The sequence below is a fragment of the Allomuricauda sp. XS_ASV26 genome (assembly GCF_041224615.1).
Taxonomy (GTDB): Bacteria; Bacteroidota; Bacteroidia; order Flavobacteriales; family Flavobacteriaceae; genus Flagellimonas; species Flagellimonas alginolytica.
Genome location: NZ_JBGFGK010000031.1, coordinates 1,011,194 through 1,037,179 on the forward strand (window position 1 = coordinate 1,011,194; position 25,986 = coordinate 1,037,179).

General features: G+C 42.2%; 12 protein-coding genes. All 12 read left to right on the forward strand.

Features of this window, described 5'->3' with window-relative positions; translation table 11 throughout:
* Window positions 1-61: 61 nt before the first annotated feature.
* Window positions 62-847, forward strand: coding sequence for a type IV toxin-antitoxin system AbiEi family antitoxin domain-containing protein (locus AB9K32_RS11960; RefSeq protein ID WP_369885307.1), 786 nt, complete (start codon window positions 62-64; stop codon window positions 845-847).
* Entirely contained in the window at window positions 840-1,733 is an 894-nt protein-coding gene (locus AB9K32_RS11965; RefSeq protein WP_369885308.1) for a nucleotidyl transferase AbiEii/AbiGii toxin family protein, read from the forward strand. The genes AB9K32_RS11960 and AB9K32_RS11965 overlap by 8 nt, the downstream gene beginning before the upstream one ends.
* A gap of 548 nt (window positions 1,734-2,281) precedes the next feature.
* Complete coding sequence (locus AB9K32_RS11970) at window positions 2,282-5,035, forward strand: Two component regulator three Y domain-containing protein (protein WP_369885309.1); 2,754 nt, start codon at window positions 2,282-2,284, stop codon at window positions 5,033-5,035.
* A gap of 235 nt (window positions 5,036-5,270) precedes the next feature.
* Window positions 5,271-8,309, forward strand: a complete 3,039-nt coding sequence (locus AB9K32_RS11975; protein ID WP_369885310.1) for a SusC/RagA family TonB-linked outer membrane protein — start codon at window positions 5,271-5,273, stop codon at window positions 8,307-8,309.
* 13 nt (window positions 8,310-8,322) lie between these two features.
* Window positions 8,323-9,870: a RagB/SusD family nutrient uptake outer membrane protein gene (locus AB9K32_RS11980; protein WP_369885331.1), complete on the forward strand. Its 1,548-nt coding sequence runs from the start codon at window positions 8,323-8,325 to the stop codon at window positions 9,868-9,870.
* A 24-nt stretch (window positions 9,871-9,894) separates the two neighbouring features.
* Window positions 9,895-12,267 carry a LamG-like jellyroll fold domain-containing protein gene (locus AB9K32_RS11985; protein WP_369885311.1) on the forward strand — a complete coding sequence of 791 codons (2,373 nt, stop codon included), beginning with the start codon at window positions 9,895-9,897 and terminating at the stop codon, window positions 12,265-12,267.
* A 51-nt stretch (window positions 12,268-12,318) separates the two neighbouring features.
* Window positions 12,319-13,695: a glucoamylase family protein gene (locus AB9K32_RS11990; RefSeq protein WP_369885312.1), complete on the forward strand. Its 1,377-nt coding sequence runs from the start codon at window positions 12,319-12,321 to the stop codon at window positions 13,693-13,695.
* The gene (locus AB9K32_RS11995) at window positions 13,688-15,064 is read left to right on the forward strand and encodes a glucoamylase family protein (protein WP_369885313.1); all 1,377 of its coding nucleotides are present in this window, start codon (window positions 13,688-13,690) and stop codon (window positions 15,062-15,064) included. The genes AB9K32_RS11990 and AB9K32_RS11995 overlap by 8 nt, the downstream gene beginning before the upstream one ends.
* A 1-nt stretch (window position 15,065) precedes the next feature.
* On the forward strand, window positions 15,066-15,869 hold the full coding sequence (locus tag AB9K32_RS12000; RefSeq protein ID WP_369885314.1) for a prolyl oligopeptidase family serine peptidase: 804 nt from the start codon (window positions 15,066-15,068) through the stop codon (window positions 15,867-15,869).
* A gap of 27 nt (window positions 15,870-15,896) precedes the next feature.
* Window positions 15,897-18,164: a beta-glucosidase BglX gene (gene bglX / locus AB9K32_RS12005; protein WP_369885315.1), complete on the forward strand. Its 2,268-nt coding sequence runs from the start codon at window positions 15,897-15,899 to the stop codon at window positions 18,162-18,164.
* 334 nt (window positions 18,165-18,498) lie between these two features.
* Window positions 18,499-22,659 (forward strand): two-component regulator propeller domain-containing protein, encoded by a 4,161-nt coding sequence (locus AB9K32_RS12010; protein WP_369885316.1) that lies wholly within the window; start codon window positions 18,499-18,501, stop codon window positions 22,657-22,659.
* A gap of 267 nt (window positions 22,660-22,926) precedes the next feature.
* Entirely contained in the window at window positions 22,927-25,983 is a 3,057-nt protein-coding gene (locus AB9K32_RS12015) for a SusC/RagA family TonB-linked outer membrane protein (protein WP_369885317.1), read from the forward strand.
* Window positions 25,984-25,986: the final 3 nt, after the last annotated feature.

Below are 25,986 nucleotides of genomic sequence, written 5' to 3' on the forward strand. Positions count from 1 at the left end.
ACTAATAGTTTGTATATTTGAAAAAAAATAAACCAAGTAAACTTTTTTGGTTTAAAAAAGAATGAAAATAGAAACTATTAGTTTGGAAAAAGAGCAAAAAATAAACCATCTTCTAAATTCACAGCCTCCAGGGGTCGTGTATTTAAGTTCATGGTTAGCGAAAAATGGGTTCTCCACACAATTGCTTAATCGATATAAAAAGAGTAATTGGATATATTCTGTAGGTTCTGGAGCTTGGATGCGCATGGGGGATAGGCCAACCTATCAAGGAGGGTTGTTTGCATTGCAGCAACAAGCAGATCTGAATATTCATCCAGGAGCTAAAACGGCCTTATCCTTATTGGGGAAGACTCATTATCTGGAGCTATCCACAAAACAAGTAACGTTGTTCGGGGGAAGCGAAGAAAAATTGCCCGCTTGGTTTTCAAAATACGATTGGGAGGTAAAAGTAAACTACTTTAGTTCCTCCTTTCTTCCACCCAATATAGGACTGCAAACTATAGAACAAGGCGCTTTTAATTTGTTGGTGTCCAACCCGACGAGGGCTTTGATGGAATGCCTGTACCTAACGCCAAAAAAACAAGAACTGGTCGAGTGTTACGAAATCATGGAGGGGTTGAACAACCTTAGGCCGAAACAGGTACGGGAACTTTTGGAGGCATGCAAGTCAGTTAAGGTAAAGCGATTATTCCTGTACATGGCAGAAAAAGCCGGACACGATTGGTTTAAATATATGAGCTTGGAAAATATAGACCTTGGAAAAGGAAAACGCTCCTTGGTAAAGGATGGTGTTTATATATCGAAATATCAAATTACTGTCCCTAAAACATTGGAGAATTATGAGTAGCTATAAGCAACAGGTTTCTCTATTGTTACAAGTGTTGCCGGAAGTGGCAAAAGAACCTGTTTTCGCATTGCATGGAGGTACGGCCATCAATCTGTTTGTACGGGATATGCCCAGATTATCTGTCGATATCGATTTGACCTACATTCCCATTGAGGACAGAAAGACATCTTTTAAGAACATTATTGAAAGTCTTGGCCAGATAAAAGCTAAACTCGAAAAAATTCTGCCAGAAGCTACAATTACCCTTAAAGAGGAAACATTGAAACTTCAAATCACGACCGTAAACTCACAGATAAAATTGGAAGTGAACCAAATCAACAGGGGTATCATGGATGATACGGTAACGTTATCACTATGTGAAAAGACCCAAGAGGAATTTGATGCTTTCTGTGCCATCCCGGTGGTTCCTCTAGGGCAGTTGTATGGTGGAAAAATCTGCGCTGCATTGGACCGTCAGCACCCTAGGGATTTGTTCGATGTAAAATACCTGTTGGAGAATGAAGGATTTGCCGAAGAAATCAAAAAAGGTTTCATATTGTTCCTTTTGTGCAGTAATCGTCCCCTTCACGAAATGTTGCATCCCAATTTTATCGACCAAAGAGAAACCTTAGTCAATCAATTTGAGGGTATGAGTGAGGAACCCTTTACATATGAAGATTTTGAAAAGACCAGAGAGGAATTGATAAAAACAATCCATCAAAATCTAACAGAAAAAGACAAAGAGTTCTTATTAAGTTTTAGCGAAGGAACACCCAATTGGGAAATCTATGATTTTGAACGGTTTCCTGCTGTCCAATGGAAACTACAGAACCTTACAAAACTAAAAAATGGCAATCCTGAGAAGCATGAAAGCTTTGTTGCTTCACTGAAGAAAGTATTGTATTGATTATAATATAAAAAGTACATGGTTTATTATAAGATTTGTTACTAAATGGGTTGATTTAATATTTAACAAATTTTATATTTGTAGGGTCAGAAAGTAAAGCAATTTACTTTGAGTTCATTTAAGTATCGTCAACAAATCGGATAACAGTTGTTTTTTGAAGTCTGTAACTGGTTGATATATAAAACATTGTGTGGTAGGGTTCAAACTCTGCCACCCCGACTTGATTATCAAAGAGTTACAACTTTTTTTAAGATGTAACTCTTTTTTATTTTATTCTTCTAAGTGGTTTTGTGAAATTTCATCAAATGTCAAATCTAGGAATGTCTTCAATAGTGCCCTTGTCTCATCCATGCTAAGGTTCTAATCGTAACAGGTATAGATCAACTGAAGAGTTTAACTCTCATTTAGGGTAATTGTTATTTTGCTCTATCCTTATATTCGATTGGTTTTTTAAAAGTATGTATTGCCACGAAAACAGCAACACATCATTCTTTAGGGTTTTGTATTTTCAAAGTTTAGAAAGACCTTTATCCAACAAACGGTACTATATGTTAATAAGGTTCTTATCTATTACTTTGTTCCTTACCTGTTTTTCAGTTTATGGACAACAATTATTGCCTCCCATCCAGAATTATCAATTACTGGATTATAAAGGGGGTAGTAAAAATTGGGATCTTTCCGTAAATGATATGGGAGAACTCTTTGTTGCCAACAATAAGGGTTTGCTCCATTATAATGGGGAGGAATGGACCCTCAACAAACTGCCTAACAATACCATTATACGGTCCGTAGAGTGTATTGGAGATAGGGTCTATACCGGATCTTATGAAGAGTTCGGGTATTGGACCAAAAATGAATTTGGAGAACTGGGGTATACATCTTTAACAAAACTGATAAAGAATCACACCTTTACCAGTGAAGAATTTTGGGAGATTTCTCCATCCGAAAACGGTAAAGTGATATTCCGTTCCTTTTCGGCAATTTATACCTATGCAGATGATCAAATCAAGGTGATGGACCCCCTTTATGTAGTCTCTGATTTTATCGAATTCAACGGTAAATTGATTGTTGCCGCGGAATCTAACGGGCTTTATGAAGTGGTAGGCGATACTTCGGTTCCTCTCCCCGATCAGGAATTGTTACAGGGAAAAACAATCAATGATATAACTCTGTATAAGGACGAATTGCTGATCGGCACCAAATTGCACGGTTGCTTTTTGTTCGACGGTCAAACGCTAAAACCTTGGTCCGTACCTATCAATGAGGCTTTGAAACAACATCAGTTGAACAAAATTGTACCATTGGGCAATGGGCAACTCGGTTTTGGGACCATCAAAAATGGATTGTACATGTATGATTCAACAACCAAGAACTACAGTATCCTTAATCGTGAGTCCGGCCTTCAAAATAATACCATATTGTCAACACTGTTGTTCAAAGACCAGTTATGGCTCGGACTTGATAACGGAATCGCGCGGGTCAAGATCAACAATCCCATTTCATATTATACGGATTATACAGGGGCTTTGGGAATGGTCTATGATATTGCTTGGTACAAAGGGAAGTTGTTTTTGGGGAGTAATACAGGGGTCTTTTACTTTGATGGGAACCAACTTCAATTTGTGAATGGCTCTCAAGGTCATGTTTGGGATTTGCAAGTTGTGGAAGGTGATTTACTTTGCGGGCATAACACCGGAACCTACAAAGTTACCGAGGACAGTTTTGAGCAGGTCAGCGAAATGGCCGGGGGGTATCAAATGATTAAAGTGCCCGACCAAAATGCCACTTACGTTCAAGGTACCTATAACGGACTGGCAAGGTTTCAGAAACTAGAGGATGGTCATTGGAAGGTAAATAGAATTGAAGGGTTTGATGCACCGGTAAAACAATTGAGTTTTGAAGCACCCGAAATACTTTGGGTAGCTCACCCTTATAAAGGTTTTTACCGTATGCATTTTACATCAGATGACCATACGGAATTTGATGATATCCAAGAGTTTGGGAAAGACGAAGAGCTTAGCGAGTATAACGTAAAACTGTACAATATCAAGAATACCATTGTACTTAACAGTGAGGGTAATTGGTTTACCTACAATCCCATTGGCGATCGAATAGAACGTTTTGATGAATTTAAAAATTATAGAAACAAAGAACTGCTGTTTTTTGATGATGAGTACTTTTGGTTCGTTGACGACGAGGAACAAAAAGCCATCATCCATACCAATTTAAAAGAGGATAGCCTTTTGGTAACGGATTTACCTTTGAGAGAACGGTTGGCGCCAGATTCCCAGAACGTAATCCAGGTCAACGATAGTACTTCCTATATTACCCTGACCGATGGATTTGCCAAAGTAAACGACCAACGAATCAGACGCATATCCAATGTTGAGCTGCCCATGCCACAGTTTGTGGTATTGAATGATCAGAAAAATAAGCATTCCGTGATCCAAGACTTGGTGGAGATTCCGTTTCGTTATTCCGAGTCCATCACCGTAAAGGTGGCTACATCCGATTACATATCTCCACATTATTATTATCAGTTACAAGGGCCCAAAGATTATTCTGAATATTCTGAAAATGGATTTATCAATTTTCAAAACCTGCCCTTTGGGGATTACACCTTACAAATTGCCACAGCAGGTATGGAGAATTCCATTTCAGATTTTAATACGCTGAAGTTTTCCATTTCTCCACCCTGGTATTTTTCTTGGGGTAGTCTTGTACTTTATGTTGCCTTGGGTGCGATGATCGTTTTTTTGGTACGTGGCTACAATAGAAGAAAATTCGAGAGAAAGCAACGTGAAATGGCGGAACAGATGAAGCAGGAACAATTGGAACGCATGGCAAAACTAGAAAAGGAAGAACTGGCCAAACAGGTAAGGTTAAAACAGAATGAACTGGCAAGTACCACATTGAACATAGCCCGCAAGAATGAGATGATTTTGGAATTGAAGAATATGTTGGTAATGAACAAGGAAAAATTTTCCAATTCGCAACGCTATAGATCCTTTATCAAAAAGTTGAACAATTCGATTGAGGATACGGAAGACTGGAAACAGTTCGAAGTCAATTTTAAAGAATTGCACGATGATTTCTTCGAACGATTGTTGAAATCCTATCCATCCTTGACTCCTAAGGACCTAAAACTTTGCGCCTACCTAAAGATGAACCTTACCACAAAGGAAATCGCCCCCCTAATGGGAATTACGATAAGGGGGGTAGAAATACATCGGTACCGATTACGTAAAAAGCTGGATATGGATAGTTCTGAAAACCTATCCAATTTTCTCATTACCTTCTAATACGGTCTGGTTGTTGGCTTCGGCTACTTAATCTTACAATATTGGGACTACATCAACACTACATCACTATGTTAATTCTTTTTACAACACATTAACTAATTACTACTGCAAAGGTTGTAAAACAAGCGGTTTCGGTGATTTTGAACTTGATGTATTTTTTATGTATTCCCAAGAAGGTGTTACCTACCCTTGTATTATTAATTTAGTAATAAACAAACTCAATTATTGCACAATTATGAAAATTAAAAGCAAACTATTGCTAATCTCATTTTTATTGTTTCAAGCCGTACTTTGGGCGCAAAGCAATATAACGATTTCGGGGACGGTGACCGATGAGATGGGACAACCCTTGCCCGGAGCAAGTGTGGTGCTCCAAGGCACTACTACAGGTATCCAAACCGATTTTGATGGAAATTATCGTTTGGAGAATGTTCCAAGTAACGGAACATTGGTGTTCAGTTATGTCGGATTTACAACCCTGACCATACCTATAAATAACAGATCGAGCATTGATTTGACCATGTTGGAAGATACCCAAAGCCTCGATGAAGTTGTGATCGTGGGGTATGGGACACAAAAGAAAGCAGATCTGACGGGGTCTATTGTTACTGTGGACGCCGATCAAATTGAAAAGACTCCATCGGCCAACCCGGTTCAATCCTTGCAAGGTAAGGTGGCCGGTGTTCAGATTGTGTCACCTGGTGCTCCGGGTGCTTCACCAACAGTAAGGATTCGCGGTCTTGGGACCTATTCCGATGCCACCAGTTTGTTGTACGTGGTGGACGGCATGTTCTATAGCAACATTGATTTTCTGAATCCTAACGATATTAAGTCGATGAATGTGCTTAAAGATGCTTCATCTTCGGCAATTTATGGGGTAAGGGCAGCAAACGGGGTTATTATCATCGAAACTAAATCTGGTGGTAAAAACAGAAAACCTCAAATCGAGTACAACGGATATACCGGTATTCAAAGAGCACAAAACGTATTGCAAATGGCCAATGCCGAGCAATTCGTTGCCATGGCGGTCGAATCTGGTTCCGATGCGGACGTTCAATTTATATTGAATGCCATGCAGCGTTACGGCCGTAGCCGAATCAACCCTAACGTACCAGATGTAAACACAGATTGGTATGATGAGATTATACGGGACGGGGTTATTCAAAACCATAGTTTGAGTGTAACCGGGGGTACGGATAATGTATCGTACTCCATGGGTGCCAACTACTTTTCTCAAGAAGGTTTGTTGGATATGGAGAACGATTACGAAAGGTTCAACATCCGCTCTAAACTGGATATAGATGTTTTGGATAACCTAAAAATGGGGGTTAATACTGTTTTCAGTAATGCGACCCAACAAACTCCAGAAAATTCTGCTTGGTTCAAGGCCTATTTCGCAGTGCCAATTTTACCAGTTTTTGATCCATTGAATACCGAGGCGACACCAACGCCTTATGCCAATGCGCAAGCTTTGGGCTACAGGGGAACACAGAATCCTTTCCCTGACATGGACTACAACGACAACAGGTTGAAGATTCGTAAGTTGTTGGCGAATATTTATTTGCAGACTGATCTTATAAAGGACAAGCTTACCTTTAAAACTACCTATAATGTTGACTTTTCTGCCTTGGAGGAGCGTTATGTAAATCTACCTTATAACATGGGATTTGGTGATCAACGAATTTCATCCATTAACAGACGACAGAACAACTATTTCAACCAAATTTGGGATAATGTGCTGACTTATACGGACACTTTTGACCAAGACCACAATGTTACCGTAATGGCAGGTACCTCTTTTAGGGATGAAGCAGCCAACCAGTTTCAGGCAACCGGAAGCGATATTGCAGGAATCGATTACGAAACATCTTGGTACCTCAATTTTGCCGACCCTCTGTCCTTCAACAATAATGTAGAGGAGAACAACCGTAGGATTTACGGCCAATCATACTTTGGTAGGATTTCCTACAACTTTAAAAACCGGTACATTCTTTATGGAACTTTTAGGGCCGATAGATCCTCAAAGTTTACCAAAGAACAATGGGGATATTTCCCATCTGTAGGCGCAGGTTGGGTACTTTCAGAAGAACCATTTATGGAAAATGTCGGAATCTTCGATTTTTTGAAATTGAGAGCCGCATGGGGACGTTTGGGTAACGACAATGTACCCGCCAGTTCAGGAACCAATACTATTTCCAATCAAACCGTCGACCTGGGAGATACCCCTAACACCGGTATTACCGCTACAAGCACCTTTACCGATTTAACTTGGGAGGTTGTAGAGGAATTGGACTTCGGTTTCAACCTGAATACTTTGAACAATAGATTATCTGTTGAAGCTGACTATTACATCAGGGACACCGAAGATGCGATTATGCCGGTTTATATTCCTATCGCGAATCAAACCGTTTCCAGAAACTCGGGAGTTATTCGCAACTCGGGGGTGGAGGTCGCCTTAAATTGGAGTGACGAAATTTCATCGGATTTCACTTATACCATTGGGGCCAACTTTACCACCGTTAAAAATGAAGCCATTGAGATCGAGGATGAAAGTGGCTATATCGATTCAGGTTCGGCTGAATTTAGGCAAAGAACAATGGTAGGAGAGCCGCTATATGCCTTCTACGGGTATGAAACCACAGGAGTTTATCAAAACCAAGCCCAGATCGATGCGGACCCAATAGCGCAAAGTGCTATAGCTGATGGTCAGAACATTCAACCAGGGTATTTTATTTTTAACGATAGAAATGGCGACGGAGCTATCACCGATGAAGACCGGGTCGTCTTAGGATCGTTTCTTCCAAAGTTCACCTATGGCGGTAATATCGGGTTCAACTACAAAGACTTTGGTTTTTCCATGAACTTCTACGGTCAAACGGGAAACAAGATCCTAAACAGAAAACGCGGAGAGGTCATCTTTACCAACGACACCAATATGGATGCAGATTTGGCCAAGAACCGTTGGCATGGTGAAGGTACAAGCAATACCTATCCTTCATCGGCTGGGCTTCGGGATAGTTGGAACCAGCGTTTGAGCAATTTTTGGGTAGAGGATGGGGATTTCTTCAGAATCCAGAACATTCAGCTGGCCTACACACTTCGTGGGGATAGACTCAAGGGCAATATGCCTGATGTTAAGTTCACATTGACCGCAGAAAGACCTCTGACCGTTTTCAGCTACAATGGATTTAATCCAGAAGTTTCGGATGGGGTGGATCGCCAAACCTATCCGGTACCGTCTATCTACACCATTGGTGTTAATGTTAAACTATAAAAAGAAAATCGTGATGAAGAATAGTAACCTATTATATCGAATAGTATTTGTCCTGGTTGCGATACTGGCTATCCAATCATGCTCAGACAAGTTTGAAGATATCGAAGGACAACTGAATGCTGATGACCTTGATTATTCGGCAACCGAAGACATGGTTCAAGCGTTGATCGGTTCATATTACATCATTGCCACAAGAGGATGGGAGGAGCCATTGTTGCTATCCGTTCGCGGGGATGATGTAAACGCGGGCGGACTGGGCGACCAACAACAATTTTCCGATACCGACAACTATGTTTACACTCAGGATTACTGGATGTACAACTCCCTATGGAACGTGCATTATGGGGATATCGTTCAATTGAACACACAGATTGAGCTGATTGAGAACTTTAAGGATTTCGCCAGTGAAACCGAACGCACCACTGCAGACCAGTACATTGCAGAGATAAAAGTAATGCGGGCATGGTTGCACTTTAACTTGGCAAGGGTTTGGAGCGATGTATTCATCATTGAGTCCACACAGCCCGATGGTGAAATAGCCAACGGTCCTGTCAGTAAAGAAGAGATGATGCAGTTTATCTCCGATCAAATGGATGAGGCTATTCCGTTATTGCCCGACTTAAGACCCAACGAAAGGACGGATATTCCCGGGGGGGTAACACGCTATACGGCCTACGCTTTAAAAGCGATGGCCCATATGGAGATGGAGGATTACCAGGGAATGGCCGACGCCTGTGCCGCAATCATCAATTCAAATAAGTTTACGTTGTATCCAGACTTTTATGCGCTGTTCAAAAAAACGGGAGAGTTGAGCGATGAGAGCATTTTTGAACTGCAGTTTTCAGATTACGGCTCCAGCACTGGAGATACCTTCTATCATCTTTATGCGCCGTTCGGTCCTCAAGGATGGTCTCCAGCTAGAGAAAATGCTTCCGATGGATGGGGCTTTTATGAGCCAAGTATGAAATTCATCAAGTTCATGTTGGATAGGGACGAAGCCGTTCGTTTGGAGACCAGTGTGCTTTTTACAGACCGTGGAATCACGGAATTACAGACGGACCCCAATTATGCGACCTTGCCATCGTTCGTAAACAATACAACTCGTGACGGCGATGTGATAAATGATTATGCCAGGGCCTTGTTTGCCAGTGGTAAGCATTATTTGCCATCGGTTCAACTAACCGATCAGCGGAATGAATACGGAGGAGGAAAGAACATGATCGTAATACGCTATGCCGAAATCCTATTGATGTATGCCGAAGCTTTGACACGGGGTGCCAGCGGTTCGGGAATGACTGCGGACCAAGCAGTGAACCTTGTTCGCAACAGAGCTGGAATGCCGTCAATATCAGGAGTGTCGTCCAGTGATGTTATGGACGAAAAATTTGCAGAATTGGGCATGGAGTGGGGAATCCGCTACTACGATATGATCCGTTTGGATAATTACTCCGAACTGAGTTACGATGGACGAACTTTTACGGCCGATAAAGAACTATTGCCATATCCACAAGCACAAGTGGATGCACTTCCAACCTTGGGTGGTGGGAGTAGCGATGACTAAAACTAACTAAATAAACAAAACAAGATGAAACATATAGTTAAATCCATCATGATTCTACTGGGACTACTGGTGGTTTCATGTAACGAGGGAATCGACCCCATTACGGCCATAGATGCCGGAGTGGATGAAACGGCGCCCCAGGTCAATATAACCTACCCTACGGAAGGAGTTGAGCTTATGCCATTTGAAGAAGAAACTTCTATAGATATCACCTTTGAGGTAACCGACGATATCGAAGTGGTTAATGTCACAGTCATGATGAATGGGTCTCAAATCGCGACATTCAATGCGTTTACGGATTATAGGATTGTTTTGGAAGAGGTAACCTACGACGGGTTGCGCAATGGAGAACATACCGTTACCGTATCAGCGACAGATACCGATGGTAAAACAACCACCGAAGCTGTGAATTTTGCCAAACTGCCCCCTTACAGTGCACAATTTGATGGTGAAGTATTGTATATGCCGTTCAATGCAGATTACCGGGATTTTATTAGTTTCCAAGAGGCAGGAGAAGTGGGGAGCCCTGGATTTGCAGGAGACGGATTTTTGGGTGCCGATGCTTTTGAAGGAGCGCAAGACTCCTATTTGACTTTCCCCATGGAGGGCCTTAAAAGTCCTGAGTTCAGCGCAGCCTTTTGGTACAAGGTCAACCCTACTCCAGATAGAGCCGGAATTTTGGTTGTTGGTGATGATGCTGATGATAGAAACCAGGGATTCCGTTTGTTCCGAGAAGGAAACGCCGACGAACAGCGTATTAAAGTCAATGTGGGGACAGGGGCCGCGGAAAGCTGGAATGATGGTGGTGTGATCGATGTAACTGCCGGAGAATGGGTGCATGTGGCACTTTCCATCTCCCAAACACAGAGTACCATATATTTTAACGGGGTCGAAATGCTAACATCCGATCTGCCGGCACCTATCGATTGGACAGGTTGTGAGGAGATGCACATTGGCGCTGGAGGGCCAACGTTCGATTATTGGGATCATGGTTATGATGCCAGTCAAATGGATGAACTACGAGTTTTCAACAAGGCTTTGACGCAAAGTGATGTCCAAATTTTGATCAATGCAGCAAACCCATACACCCCCCAATATACAGGTGAATCCCTATACATGCCCTTTGATGGTGACTATATCGATTTGATGGGCAGCAAAGCAGCCACCACAGTGGGCTCACCAAGCTTTACCGATGAAAGCCAAGTAGGAGATCAGGCTTATTTAGGTGCAACGGATTCTTATATCAATTATCCAGCAGAAGGATTAATGACTTCTGAGTTCAGTGGTTCGTTCTGGTACAAAGTCGATGCAACTCCAGATAGGGCAGGTATTATTACCATTGGTGATGATGCGACAGATAGAAACCAAGGTTTCCGATTGTTCCGTGAAGGAAACGCCGACCAACAACAAATAAAGTTGAATGTTGGAACCGGGAGTGGCGAAAGCTGGAACGATGGCGGATTTATCGATGTAACCGCAGGTGAGTGGGTGCATGTTGCATTCACTATTTCAAGCACAGAAAGTGTAATCTATTTGAACGGTGCCGAAGCATTGTCTTCAGCGATGTCCGCTCCTATCGATTGGACCGGTTGTGACACCTTCACCATTGGTGCAGGAGGTCCCACTTTTGATTATTGGGGACATGGCTCCGATAATAGTATCATCGATGACCTAAGGTTCTATAACAAGGCACTGACGTCCGGGGAAGTCGCAGAGGTTTTTGGAGGGGATGTAGCTCCTAAAAACTATGGTTCAAGCTTATATATGCCTTTCGAAGGATCTTATGTTGATGACAATTCTGGCGAAGCGGCCACAGTAGAAGGAACTTTAGGTTTTGCGGGCGAAAGTGCTGTGGGCACTGATGCCTATGCGGGAGCACCAGATTCTTACTTGACATTTCCGATTGATGGCTTGTTCAGCAACCAGTTCAGTGGAGCTTTTTGGTATAAGGTTAGTGGAGACCCGGATAGGGCGGGGATTTTGACAGTTGCTCCGCCAATGAATGGAACGGACAATGATCTGTCAGCAGGATTTAGGTTGTTACGGGAAGGAACCTTGGACGAACAGCGTATTAAACTTCACTTAGGAACAGATGCCGGTGATGTTTGGAACGACGGCGAAGTTATCGATGTAACATTGAATGAATGGGTGCACGTGGCCTTCACGGTGTCGGATACGGAAACATTGATTTACTTCAATGGGGAACCTGTAGAGAATACAGGAGACATGGTAGGCAAAACCATCAATTGGGAAAACTGTTCCATACTTTCCATAGGGTCGGGAGCACCCAATTTTAGTGGTTGGAACCATCTTTCTGATGTAAGTTACATAGATGATCTGTACCTATTTGATAGAACTTTGACACAAGAAGAGATTCAAGAAATAATGAATAATTAAGGTGCTTTTAATGAGCATTTTACCAAATTAGAGATAGTTAGTTTAGTTTATATGAGGTTTATTTTAATTCAATTGGCCATTGCCACCCTGATCATAGGGTGCAATGGTCAAAAAACCAAGGAGAGATCCCAATCGGAAACACGAATACATGGTGACAGTCTAGCTCTAGCCGACGAGGTAATGTTGGACACTTTGCAGTATCAAACCTTCAATTATTTTTGGGAAGGAGCGGAACCTGTTTCCGGATTGGCCAGGGAACGCATACATATGGATGGCGTGTATCCCGATCACGACAAGGACATTATTACCACAGGAGGTTCCGGATTCGGGGTGATGGCCATTTTGGTCGGTGTTGAAAGAGGGTACATTACACGTGAACAAGCTTTGGAGCGCTATGAGCGTATCATTGATTTTTTGGAAAATGCCGATCGCTTTCATGGGGCATGGCCACATTGGATGTTGCCATCGGGTAAAGTAACCGCTTTTAGTCAGAAGGATAATGGGGGAGATCTTGTAGAAACTGCCTTTTTAGTGCAAGGACTGCTTACAGTAAAGACCTATTTCGATAATGGAAATGAACGAGAGCAACGACTGGCCCAGAAAATCCAAAAACTTTGGGAAGGTGTTGAATGGGATTGGTACACCAAAAATGGTGAGGACGTGCTTTACTGGCATTGGAGCCCAGAATATGGATGGGAAATGAATTTCCCCGTAGGCGGTTACAACGAGGCTCTTATCATGTATGTATTGGCTGCAGCATCGCCAACGCATTCAATCGAAAGGTCGGTGTATGAGAAGGGATGGGGCGTTGACGGTGAAATCACTAAGGATACCACCTATTATGGGTTGGAGACCGAACTCAATCATTATGAGCATAACGATGCGCCCGTTGGACCACTTTTTTGGGCACATTATTCTTATCTTGGATTGAACCCTAAAGGACTTAAAGATCAATTTGGAGACTATTGGAAATTGAACCAAAACCATGCCTTGATTCATTATAGGTATGCCGTAGATAATCCCAAAGGGTATAAAGGATATGGTGAGGACTGTTGGGGCATGACCTCCAGCTATTCCATAAAAGGCTACGCAGGGCACCGCCCTGGGGCCGATTTGGGTGTAATTTCACCCACGGCAGCACTTTCATCCATGCCATACACTCCCGAGGAAAGCAAAAAGTTCATGAGGTTTATGTATAACCAACAAGATAGCTTGATCGGAAAATATGGCCCTTATGACGCCTTTAGCTTGGGGTCTGACTGGTATGTGCCAAGATATTTGGCCATTGACCAAGGACCCATTCCGGTAATGATCGAAAATTATCGCAGCGGATTGTTTTGGAAATTGTTCATGGCCAATGAAGATGTACAAAAAGGCTTGTTGAAGTTGGGTTTTGAAAGCCCAAATATGAACTCTGCAAATGATTAAAAAAGCATTATATCTAGTTCTCTTCGCCGCACTGATCATCTCATGTGGGGGAGGGGACGATTACACCTACGTACCTACAGGACCGGAACTTCCAGGTAACGGTTCTGGTGATGGCGAAGAGGACCCAACCATTACTGATGAGGAATTATTGGATCTGACCCAAGAAACTACCTTCAAGTATTTTTGGGATTTTGCCGATGCCGATTCTGGAGGGGCAAGGGAAAGATATCACCCTAATGACCCGGGCAATAGTGAAGGCGTTGTGACTACGGGGGGTACGGGATTTGGCATCATGGCCATTTTGGTCGGAATAGAAAGAGGTTTTGTAACCAGAGCGGATGGAGTGGAACGGATGAGCAATTTATTGGATTTTTTGGAACATGCCGATCGTTTTCATGGGGCTTGGCCCCATTGGATCAATGGTTCAACAGGTACTGTGATTCCCTTTAGCGATATGGATGATGGGGGCGATTTAGTGGAGACTGCTTTTTTGGCCCAAGGATTGATCTGTGTCAAGGAATATTTCAAAAATGGTTCTGATGCCGAGCAGGTATTGGCACAACAGGCCGATGATCTTTGGAAGGGTGTGGAATGGGATTGGTATACGCAAAATCAAAATGTGCTGTACTGGCATTGGAGTCCAAATCATGGTTTCGATATCGGTCTTCAGTTGAAGGGCTATAATGAGGTGTTGATCACTTACATCTTGGCTGCGGCCTCCCCGGATTTTGGTATAGCTAAAGAAATATATTCCAAAGGTTGGGCCTCCAGTGGAGGTATCCAATCGGCCAATACCCAATACGGATATCCACTTTTGGTAAAACATAATGGCAATGAACAATTCGGAGGTCCACTGTTTTGGGCGCATTATTCTTACTTGGGATTGGATCCGAGAAATCTTTCGGATGATTATGTGAATTTTTGGGATGTCAATGTCAACCACGCTAAAATCAATTATGAGTATTGTGTGGCAAATCCCGGTTTTTTTCAGGATTATGGTGAAGATTGTTGGGGGTTAACGGCAAGTTACTCCCGAAACAATGATGGAAGTATCGGATACAACGCCCACAGTCCAAGCAACGATACCGGTGTCATATCTCCCACTGCAGCAATCAGTTCTATTCCCTACACGCCCGAAGAATCTTTGGATGCAATGCATTACTTTTATAAAAATAGAGATGATTTGTTGGGCCCGGCAGGGTTTTACGATGCCTTCAGCCCAGAATACGATTGGGTAGCAGAAGCATATTTGGCCATAGACCAAGGCCCGCAGATCATTATGATTGAAAACCATAGGACCGGATTGCTTTGGAACCTTTTTATGGCCAACGAAGATGTACAGGCCGGTTTAACCAGATTAGGATTTTGATATGAAATTACAATTCACTTTAAGTTTAATCATGTTCGCCTGTACCTTGGTTTCGGCTCAATGGCAAACCAAGTATAAAGCTGAAATGCTTATTGACGGGATAGATACCTTAAGATATCGTGTCATGTATCCCAAAAATTTTAAGGAAGACGGGAATTATCCAGTGGTGTTATTTCTACATGGAGCAGGAGAAAGGGGGAACGATAACGAAAAACAATTATTGCATGGGGCCAAATTGTTTGCGACCGATGACCACCTAGAACGCTTTCCTGCCATTGTCATATTTCCACAGTGTCCCAAGGATAAGTATTGGGCCAACGTAGATGTGGATAGAGGTTCATATCCTATCCAATTGGACTTTACGTATACCGAAGGACCAACAAAGCCTATGCAAATGGTCATGGATTTGCTCGAAGCGACCATAGCAGAGCCATATACCAAGGATAGTCAGATTTATGTGATGGGACTTTCCATGGGGGGTATGGGTACGTTCGAATTGTTAAGTAGAAAACCGGATACATTTGCCGCAGCCATACCGATTTGTGGCGGTGGAGATCCCGAGTCGGTATCGGTATATGCCAAAAACACCCCGCTATGGGTGTTTCATGGGGCGCAGGATAATGTTGTGCATCCGTTGCAGTCCGTGGAAATGGTTTCCGCCTTATTAAAAGTTGGTGCACATCCAAAATTTACGTTATACGATTTTGCCAACCATAATAGTTGGGACCCGGCATTCGCAGAGCCTGATATATTGCCCTGGCTATTTTCACATTCCAAAGAGGCTACACAAAAAGTAGCAGATTAAAGAAAATATAGAAAACAACACTAAACAATGCATAATAAAAAAATAGTATTGGCCCTAATGGCGCTTTCTTTTTGGTCCGCACAGGCCCAAAAAAGAATTCAGGAAGTAGAAGTCCTGTTGAATAAAATGACCATTGAAGAAAAAATTGGCCAGTTGAACCTGTTAACCCCTGGGGGCGGTGTAGCTACCGGAGAAGTGGTCAGTAAAGATGTGGAGTCCAAGATCAAGAATGGACAAGTGGGTGGACTTTTTGGGGTGTCGGGCCCCGAGAAAGTTCGAATTGCGCAAGAAATTGCTGTAAACAATAGCCGATTGGGAATACCATTGCTTATTGGTTCGGATGTGATCCATGGATACAAAACTACCTATCCAATTCCACTGGGCCTTTCGTCCAGCTGGGACATGGAGCTAGTGAAACAGGCGGCGCAAATGGCAGCTAAGGAGGCCACAGCGGATGGAATCAACTGGAATTTTTCTCCTATGGTGGACATTGCCCGAGACCCTCGTTGGGGGCGGATTTCAGAAGGGGCGGGAGAGGACCCTTATTTAGGTTCAAAAATTGCCGAAGCTATGGTCAAGGGCTACCAAGGGGACGATTTGTCCGCTACCCATACCATGTTGGCTTGTGTGAAGCATTTTGCCCTATATGGAGCCTCGGAGGCCGGACGGGATTACCACACGGTGGATATGAGCAAAATAAAAATGTTCAACCAATATCTACCTCCTTACGAAGCCGCCATTAGGGCCGGTGCAGCCAGTGTTATGAGTTCATTTAATGATGTGGACGGTGTTCCTGCTTCGGGCAATTCATGGTTATTGACCGATTTGCTGCGCGATCGTTGGGGTTTTGGCGGTTTTGTGGTTTCGGATTATACTTCTGTAAATGAAATGATTGCCCACGGATTGGGAGATCTTCAAGCCGTTTCGGCATTGGCATTAAAAGCTGGGTTGGATATGGATATGGTAGGTGAAGGCTTTCAGACGACCTTAAAAAAATCATTAGATCAGGGAAAGGTAACCGAGATGGATATTACCAACGCGTGCCGTCGAGTATTGGAAGCGAAATATCTTTCAGGATTATTTGACGATCCCTATAGATATTTAGATCCACAAAGAGCTAAAAAAGATATTCTTGCCGAAGATAACAGGGCATTGGCACGCAAATTGGCAACGCATTCTTTTGTGTTGCTAAAAAACCACAACAATATACTCCCTTTGAAAAAAGCGGGAAAGATCGCTTTGGTAGGTCCATTGGCAGATAGCAGGGAAAATATGTTGGGTACTTGGGCGCCCACAGGTGATTTCAACCTTGCTGTAACCATTTTGGAAGGATTTAAGAATGTAGGTGCAGGCGCTATCATTCAATTTGCAAAAGGAGCCAATATTTCGGATGATACAGATTTTGCCAAAAATGTAAACGCTTTGGGGGAAAGAATTGTAATCGATGAGCGCTCGTCGGAGACCATGTTGAAAGAAGCGGTGGATTTAACCAATACCTCGGATGTTGTTGTGGCCGTTGTCGGCGAAGCGTCCGAAATGAGCGGGGAATCGTCCAGTCGTACCGATATTTCCATTCCCGAAAGCCAAAAGAGGTTGATCAGAGCATTGGTGGATACTGGAAAACCGGTGGTTTTGGTGTTGATGAGCGGTAGGCCGTTGACCATTTCCGAAGAGTTGGACATGCCGGTATCCATTTTGCAAGTTTGGCACCCGGGTGTGGAAGCTGGCAATGCAATTGCCGATGTGGTATTTGGAGATTATAATCCATCTGGTAAATTAACTGCCACATGGCCGATAAATGTAGGACAGATTCCGATATACCATAGTGCGAAGGTCACAGGGAGACCCGCTCCTGAAAGTGGGGAGTTCCAAAAATTTAGGTCGAACTATCTGGACGCGCCCAACACACCTTTATTGCCCTTTGGGTATGGATTGAGCTATACCACTTTTGAATACTCCGACCTTAGGCTGAGCAAAAAGGAAATTGGTCGGGGAGAATCGATTTCGGCCACCGTTACGGTGAAAAATACAGGTGATCATACTGGGGAAGAAGTGGTGCAGCTATATTTGAGGGACATGGTCAGAAGCATTACCCCGCCGAAACGACAATTGAAAGGGTTCCAAAAAATAAAGCTGAAAAAAGGGGAGCGAAAGGAAGTGACAATTACCTTGACTCCGGATGATTTAAAATTCTATGATGCCCAATTGGAATTTGTTTCCGAACCTGGTGAATTCAAAATTTTTGTGGGAACCGATTCCAATGCCGATTTATCGGAATCTTTCATTCTAAGGTAAAATACGATGTTCCTTACTGGTTGAGGCGGATGGTTGTGGCCACCCAAAACAAAAAAATGAGCAGTTTCAATAGATGGTGGTTGAGGCATGAGGTTCAAGTTTTTTGCCGTAGTGGAAGCAGCCCGGTTTTAACCAACGAATGTAGTTTGCTATGTCCGGAGTTCACAGCCTATTCAGTACCATTGGAATACTGCTGGTGATGTGCAGTTTCCTTTTTGTAGTTCAGTTTGTATTCCTTTGGTGTAATTGAAGCTACTGCATTTTAATGGACTAGGAGTTAGAAGTATGTTTACTAATCGAATTGATGGGTAGGAATATTTCATACTTTTGCTGCATGGCACCTAGCAAATCTATTGCGATATTTTTCGTGTTTATTTTTGGTCTATTTAGTTTTCCTGATATTTATGGAAGCCCAATTTTCCAAACTGATGCCATTATTTTACAGGAAGAAGACCGGGATGTTACTTATTCTTTGGAACAATTGGATAATTCTTCCGGGGTATCCCATAGTTCAATCAATACGGTGTTTCAAGATTCCAACAATCTGCTTTGGTTGGGTACATGGGATGGTCTGAACCGTTACGATGGACGTGCGTTTAAAGTGTACAGACCTGAGCTGAACAACGATAGTTCCTTGAGTAACCAGGTAATCCTAAATGTATTGGAAGATGCTGAAGGTCATATTTGGGTGTTGACTTTACATGGAATCAATCGGTATGAGAAGGATTCAGGTAATTTTGAACGCTTTTATTTTTCAAACACCAATAGCCCAACTTTATCGGAGAACGAGTTCAATATGTCCCTTTCCCCCGATAATATGTTGTATGCCTATGCCAAGGAATGGGGAATAGGTGTATTTGATGGTACTGGTTTTCAAAAAATTTGGGAAGATTCCTTTCTGGAGTCTCCAATTGTACGGATGAAGTTCTTAAGAGAGGGCGAACTCTTAATTTTGGATGCGTTGGGACAATTTTCAATTCTCAAGTTAGAGCAAGAAGGGGAATCCAGAAAAGTGTTGGAACATTCATTACTTCTGAACAATTTGGTTGATTTTGAAGTGCTCGACAACCAAAAAGTCGTAGTGGTAGATGCAAACGGTTCAACTGGTGTTTTTTCAGCACATGATGGGAAATATCAAAAACTAGGGTTAGACAAAACAACTTCACTTATCGGGAAAGTTATAAAAGGAGTTGTCATTTCAATAGGGGAAAGACACTATTTGATAAATTCAGAGGTTGGTCTGTCAGTACCCAAATGGTTGAATATTTTACAGGGTCATAAATTAACATCTCTTTTTCAAGGCGCAGAAGGTATATATTGGGCTACAACAGATGGAGAAGGAGTATTTAAAGTATACCCTAAAAATAAATTGTTCCAAGGGATTTCCAGTAAGCAGGTTCCCGATTTTGATGGCACTATTGTACGATCGTTCCTCCAAACCCCCGACCGTTCCATTTGGGTTGGAACCAAAGGAAAAGGAGTATTTCGATTTTCGGAAGATCAACTTGAACCTCGCAAAGGGCAACGCGAGTATATCAATCTAAACGAGGATAATAGCCCGGTCAACAACGCAGTTTATGCCTTATTGCATACTAAGGATAGTTTATTGCTTATGGGAACCGATGGTTCTGGCATAACAATTTTCGACCAAAAAACAAATCAACTCATACCATGGGAGAGTGTGAAGGGAATACCTGAGCAGTTTCGATTTAAATCGGTCTACGCACTGTATCAGGACATTGATGGGGTAATTTGGGCAGGTACAAACGGATATGGCCTCATCCGACTAATATTAGCGCGGACTCAAAGAGGTATAGTCCTGGAATCTATAGATCAATATGTGGGAAACAAGGGTAAGGATGGTGAATTAAGTAGCAATATTATTTTTTCCATAGTACCTAAAGACCAACATGCTTTATGGGTGGGAACCCGATTGGGGGGATTGAACCTGTTCCATAAAAAGAACGGTTCATTTAAGGTGTACAGAAATGAAGTCGGAAACCCAAATAGTCTTTCCAATAACGATATTCTTTGTATGCATAGAACAGGAGACGAGCTATGGATAGGAACCAGTTTTGGTCTCAATATTTATCGGGGTGATGGCACATTCTCCCATTTTACTGTGGCGGAAGGGTTGCCAAGTAATACCATTCATGGAATTACTTCGGACACGAATAACAATCTATGGATAAGCACTAATTATGGTCTGTCCAAGTTGGATACGGATAAACAGGTTTTTTACAATTATACCAAAGAAGAGGGACTCCAAGATAATGAATTTGGGGATGGCGCCGCCTATTCCGGAACAGATTATATATTTATGGGAGGACGGAAAGGGTTTAATTACTTTGTTCCTGAACAGATCAATATATCGAATGCCGTTCCTAACCTGTTTATAGATAAGATTTTGGGCCAGGATGAAGAGGAACCTTACTATCAAAATTTAGTGATAAATCCCGAAGGTAATTCTGCTCCGACCATACCGCTAAAACACGATCAGAATTTTATCAATATTGAGTTTTCTGCCCTAACTTTTATCAACAATGGTAAGTGCAATTATGCTTATCAATTAAAACATTTTGATTCGGAATGGAAGCAGATAGGCTCCCGTACCAATTTGTCATTCACCAATATTCCGCCCGGCAACTATTCCTTATGGGTGAAATGGACCAATGGGGATGGGGTTTGGAGCAAGCCGGTCGAAGCTGCAAAATTCAATGTTGCACCAATCTTTTGGGAGTCCAATGTTGCTTGGATATTATACGCACTGGTTTTTATTTTGTTCGTCCTGTTCATATTGGGCTACTACCAAAAAAAGCAATCCTTGAAACGTAGTATTCTTATTAGGCAAGAGGAAGAAAAAGCGCATGAAAACAGATTGGACTTCTTTACCAATGTGGCGCATGAACTTCAAACCCCATTGACCTTAATGATTGCTCCCATTCAAAAACTGGGGCAGAGCATGCAACTTGATAATGGGAACAATAAATATTTTGAAATGGTAAAGAAGAATACATCAAGACTTCTTTACTTGACCCATCAAATCTTGGAGTTTCGTAAAGCAGAGGACGGCCATCTGGAGGTGAAAAAAGAATATTTTGACCTCGTTGGTTTGATGGAACAGATAGCGGAACTGTTTGATGAATTGGCCCTAAAGAAAAATATTGAATATCATATAGAGTTGCCCAATCGATTAATAGGCTGGTTCGATAAGGATTTGATAGAAAAAATCATCTTTAACCTACTTGCCAACGCTTTTAAATACACCCCTGTCAATGGTGAAATTAAGTTGCAGGCCCAAAAAATGAATAACAAGGGTGAGCCTGCGCTGATGCTCTCCATTGCAAATTCCGGAGATGGAATACCAAAGGAGAAATTAAAACAAATTTTTGACAAGTTTTATCTGTTAGATCAAAACAAGGAGGTGGGGACCAATATGTTCAGGACGGGCATTGGATTGGCATATACCAAAAAATTGGTAGAGCTGCTCGAAGGAACTATCGAAGTTCAGAGCAAGCCCGGTAAAGTGACTACTTTTCGGGTAGATTTTCATTGTGGGAGTGTTCGAGGTAACCCGGAGGATATATCGGAAAAACCGTATACGATTTCACCTCGATTAAAGGAGATTGCCGATCAAGGAAGAGCGGAAAAGAACACTGCCCCTGTAGACAATAAGCTTGAAACTTTGGAAAAGTTGGGTGATAGATCAAAAAAATGCATACTTGTGGTAGAGGACGACCCAGAGGTCCAAGACCTTTTAACACTGCTGCTGGGGGACACCTATCAGGTATTGATGGCTTCAGATGGTGCAGAGGCCCTTAAAAACCTTAAGGTCAGTGAGCCCGATCTTATATTGAGCGACGTGATGATGCCCATCATGGACGGTATGGAATTGTGTAGGCATGTTAAAGGGAATCTGGATACATGCCATATACCATTGGTGCTGCTTACCGCAAAAGATGCGATCAAGAACAAACTGGAAGGAATAGATAGTGGAGCAAACGATTATATTTCCAAACCCTTTAATCCAGATTACCTATTACTTCGGATACAAAAACTTTTAGAGGAAAGAGATCGGATACAAGAACATTTTTCAAAGGACTCGCCCTTCGAGGATTTGATTGGTCTTGCTAAAGAAGATACGGACCGGGAGTTTATTGAAGAATTGATTACGCTGGTCCAAGAAAACTTGGACAATGAAAATCTTCAAAGTAGTTTTCTTGAGAAGAAAATGGGCCTAAGTACTTCAATGCTCTATAGAAAAACAAAGGAATTGATGGGGTTCTCACCCGGGGATCTGATTCGAACCATGCGATTGAGGCATGCAGCCCAGCTATTAAAAAAATCAAGCTTGACGGTTTCAGAGGTTTGCTTTCAAACCGGGTTCAATAATAGATCATACTTCCATCGTGAGTTTAAAAAGCTCTATCAGCAAACGCCAAAAGAGTATCAATTGCTTCACAAAGGAAATCCTGAAATCTATCAGGATAAGTAATATGCGATGCACTTACAATGCTTTATAAGATCATAGAAACAGGAATCTACATCAGCAAAACCTATGCTCCTCGATGTAAGCTCAATTTGCCAGAATAAGTGACAATCTACTGTATTTCAGTTGTTTGTGGTCTTGTGTACACCTTTGAAAGAATTGTACACACTCTTACGGCGCATGGTATCTATATTTGAGATGGTTGATAATTCCACAAATTACCATCCATAAAAATGCACATTAAAAAATACAAACAAACTAATATTGCGAAAAATGAAATCTAACCTAATTGTTAAAGCTTTCACCATCACCTTCCTCCTGATCATGGGTATGGTAGGCACACATGCCCAGCAGAACATAAGTGGATATGTGTCGGACGGAAAGGTTCCCATTCCGGGAGCCAGTATTATAGTTAAAGGAACATCTCTTGGAACCGCTACCGATTTCGATGGAAATTTTTCTTTGGCTAACATTGCGCCAAATGATGTTCTTGTTATTAGCAGTATTGGATTTATTGCCCAAGAAATACAGGTCGGCAATACATCTTATTTTGAGATTGTCCTAAAAGAGGATACTGAATTATTGGATGAGGTCGTATTAGTGGGATATACGACACAACGGAAGGCGGATTTATCCGGTGCGGTAGCAACAGTAGACGTTGAACAATTGGAAAGAACACGGGTTCCCAACGTGTCCCAAGCCCTTCAGGGGCAAGTGGCAGGGGTTCAAGTGACCGCAAGTACAGGTGCACCTGGAGAACCTGTTGAAATCAGGATTAGAGGAGAGGGTACTATTGGAAACAATGATCCTTTATATGTGGTCGATGGTATACCCTCAAGAGATATAGCATTCTTAAACCAAGGTGATATAAAATCCATTACCGTTCTCAAAGATGCCGCTGCGGCCGCCATCTATGGATCTCGTGCTTCAGGCGGTGTGGTTTTGATCACCACAAAACAAGGAGCAAAAGGCAAAATGTCATTCAATATCGATTATTTCAATGGGTTCAATAAGGCTGTGAACCTCCCTAAGATGTTGAATTCAGAGCAATACATCAATACGCTGGAAACCGCTTGGGACAATACTTACACAGATGATAACCCATATACAGCGGACCGTGGACGTTCCGATTTTGCAGATACGGATTGGTTGGACGAACTTTTTGAAACCGGTCGTACCCAAAACCTACAATTAACGACCAGTGGGGGAAATGAAAAGTTACAATATTTAATGTCTCTGGGCTATTATGGTCAAGATGGGATTGTCGTATACGACAACGATACTTATGACAGAATCAACTACAGAACTAATATTAGTGCGGATTTAAACGATAGGTTAAAGGTTGGTACCAATATGCAACTATCCTACGACAAGAGAGCGCTTGTCGCCTCTAAGGGAGAAAGCCTGATCCGCTATGCTTTGTTGCGTGCTCCGGTTATACCGGTATATAAAAATAGTAACGATCCAACGTACTCGGAAAGGGATCCATTTACTGATTTACCTTTTTATACAGAAACGGGTTACGATGTAGGTCTGCAGCGAAGTATGTACGAATTGGTGGGCAATCCCATAGCTCGAGCATATTTTACGGACAATACGGAAAAGATATACAGGACCTTTGGAAACGTTTTTGGTGAGTACCGCTTTTTAAAGGATAAAAACTTGACATTCAGAACCAATGTGGGTATAGACCTCGCCTTCTTTCACAACAAAGTATTCAACGAGAATTATGGAGATGATGATGGAGGAGGTAATGCCTTAGATGCGGGCCTTGGACGACAAAACCGCCCTAATAGTTTAAATGAATCGCGTGGAGAGGCCTTTACTTTGACCGTGAACAATACCTTGAACTACAAGACACTTTTGAATGAAAAGCATAGTCTGAGCGCTCTGGTGGGTATGGAGTACATTACCAACTATACCTCTTCCATAGGTGCCAGCAGAGCGAGATTTCCATATACTGATGATGAGTTTCGGTATTTGGATTATGGAGGTACAGAATTGGATCTTTGGAACAGTGGTTCAGCTTCGGAATGGTCCCTTTTCTCTTATTTTGGTTCGGCTTCGTATTCTTACGACAACAAGTATATGTTGACCGCCAACCTAAGAGCAGATGCCTCATCTAGATTTGCAGATGATAACCAGTGGGGCTACTTTCCATCTGTGTCTGCTGGTTGGCAAGTTTCAGAGGAAACTTTTCTTGCGGAAGTGGATTGGTTGTCCAATCTAAAACTGAGGGCAAGTTGGGGAATTCTAGGAAACCAAGAAATAGATAATTATACCTACCTAACGCTTATAAGTCAAGAAAACGGAATCGTACGGACCAATCGTTTTGGAAACCCGGATTTAAAATGGGAAAGTTCCGAGCAGGTGAATATAGGACTGGATGCGGGGTTCTTGAAAAATACATTGAATTTTACCGTGGAATATTTCAATAAGAATACCAGTGATATTCTATTGCCCATTAGTCTTCCATCGGTCGTGGGCAATGTCGAACCAACCATTCTTAACGCCGGTGAGGTAAGAAACAAAGGATTTGAGTTTTCCGTTAACTATCAAAATTCAGAAAGAAGTTTTAAATATGGTATCAATGCGAATTTGGCCACTTTGGATAATGAAGTGCAGAAGTTACATCCCAATTTGCCCAATATTGTGGGAGAGGTCTCAAGGACAACAGTGGGTCAACCGCTAAATGCATATTATGGATACCAAGTGGAAGGTATTTATCAAAATCAAGCAGAAATAGATCAACATTTGAGAGGCACAAACAATCCTTCAGTAAAACCAGGGGATATCCGATTCAAGGATTTTAATGGGGACGGGGTCATCAGTGCCGACAATGACCGCGGCTTTATTGGCTCCCCCATCCCAGAGGTCACATTTGGCCTTTCTTTTAATTCATCCTATAATGGATGGGACTTCTCCTTTCTCTTCCAGGGTGTTGAAGGTGTAGATCGTTATAATGATGGTAAGAAAATTGTGGATTTTGATACCCGTCCCTTTAATTTTACCGAAGCTATTTTGGGGGCATGGAATGGTGAAAACACTTCAAATAGTATCCCAAGAGTGGCATTTGAGGACAATGGAAGCAGCAAGATATCCAGCATATTTGTAGAGGATGCATCTTATATCAGATTAAAGAACATTGAACTGGGTTACACCTTAAAGGATATTAAGGGTATTAACGGCCTTAGGCTCTATTTATCAGGACAAAACCTTTGGACCCTTACGGATTATACAGGTTTAGATCCTGAGACCACGGATTTGGTCGATAAAGGAACTTATCCTAGTTCTGCGGCGGTATTGTTCGGTATAAATGCAAAATTCTAACCT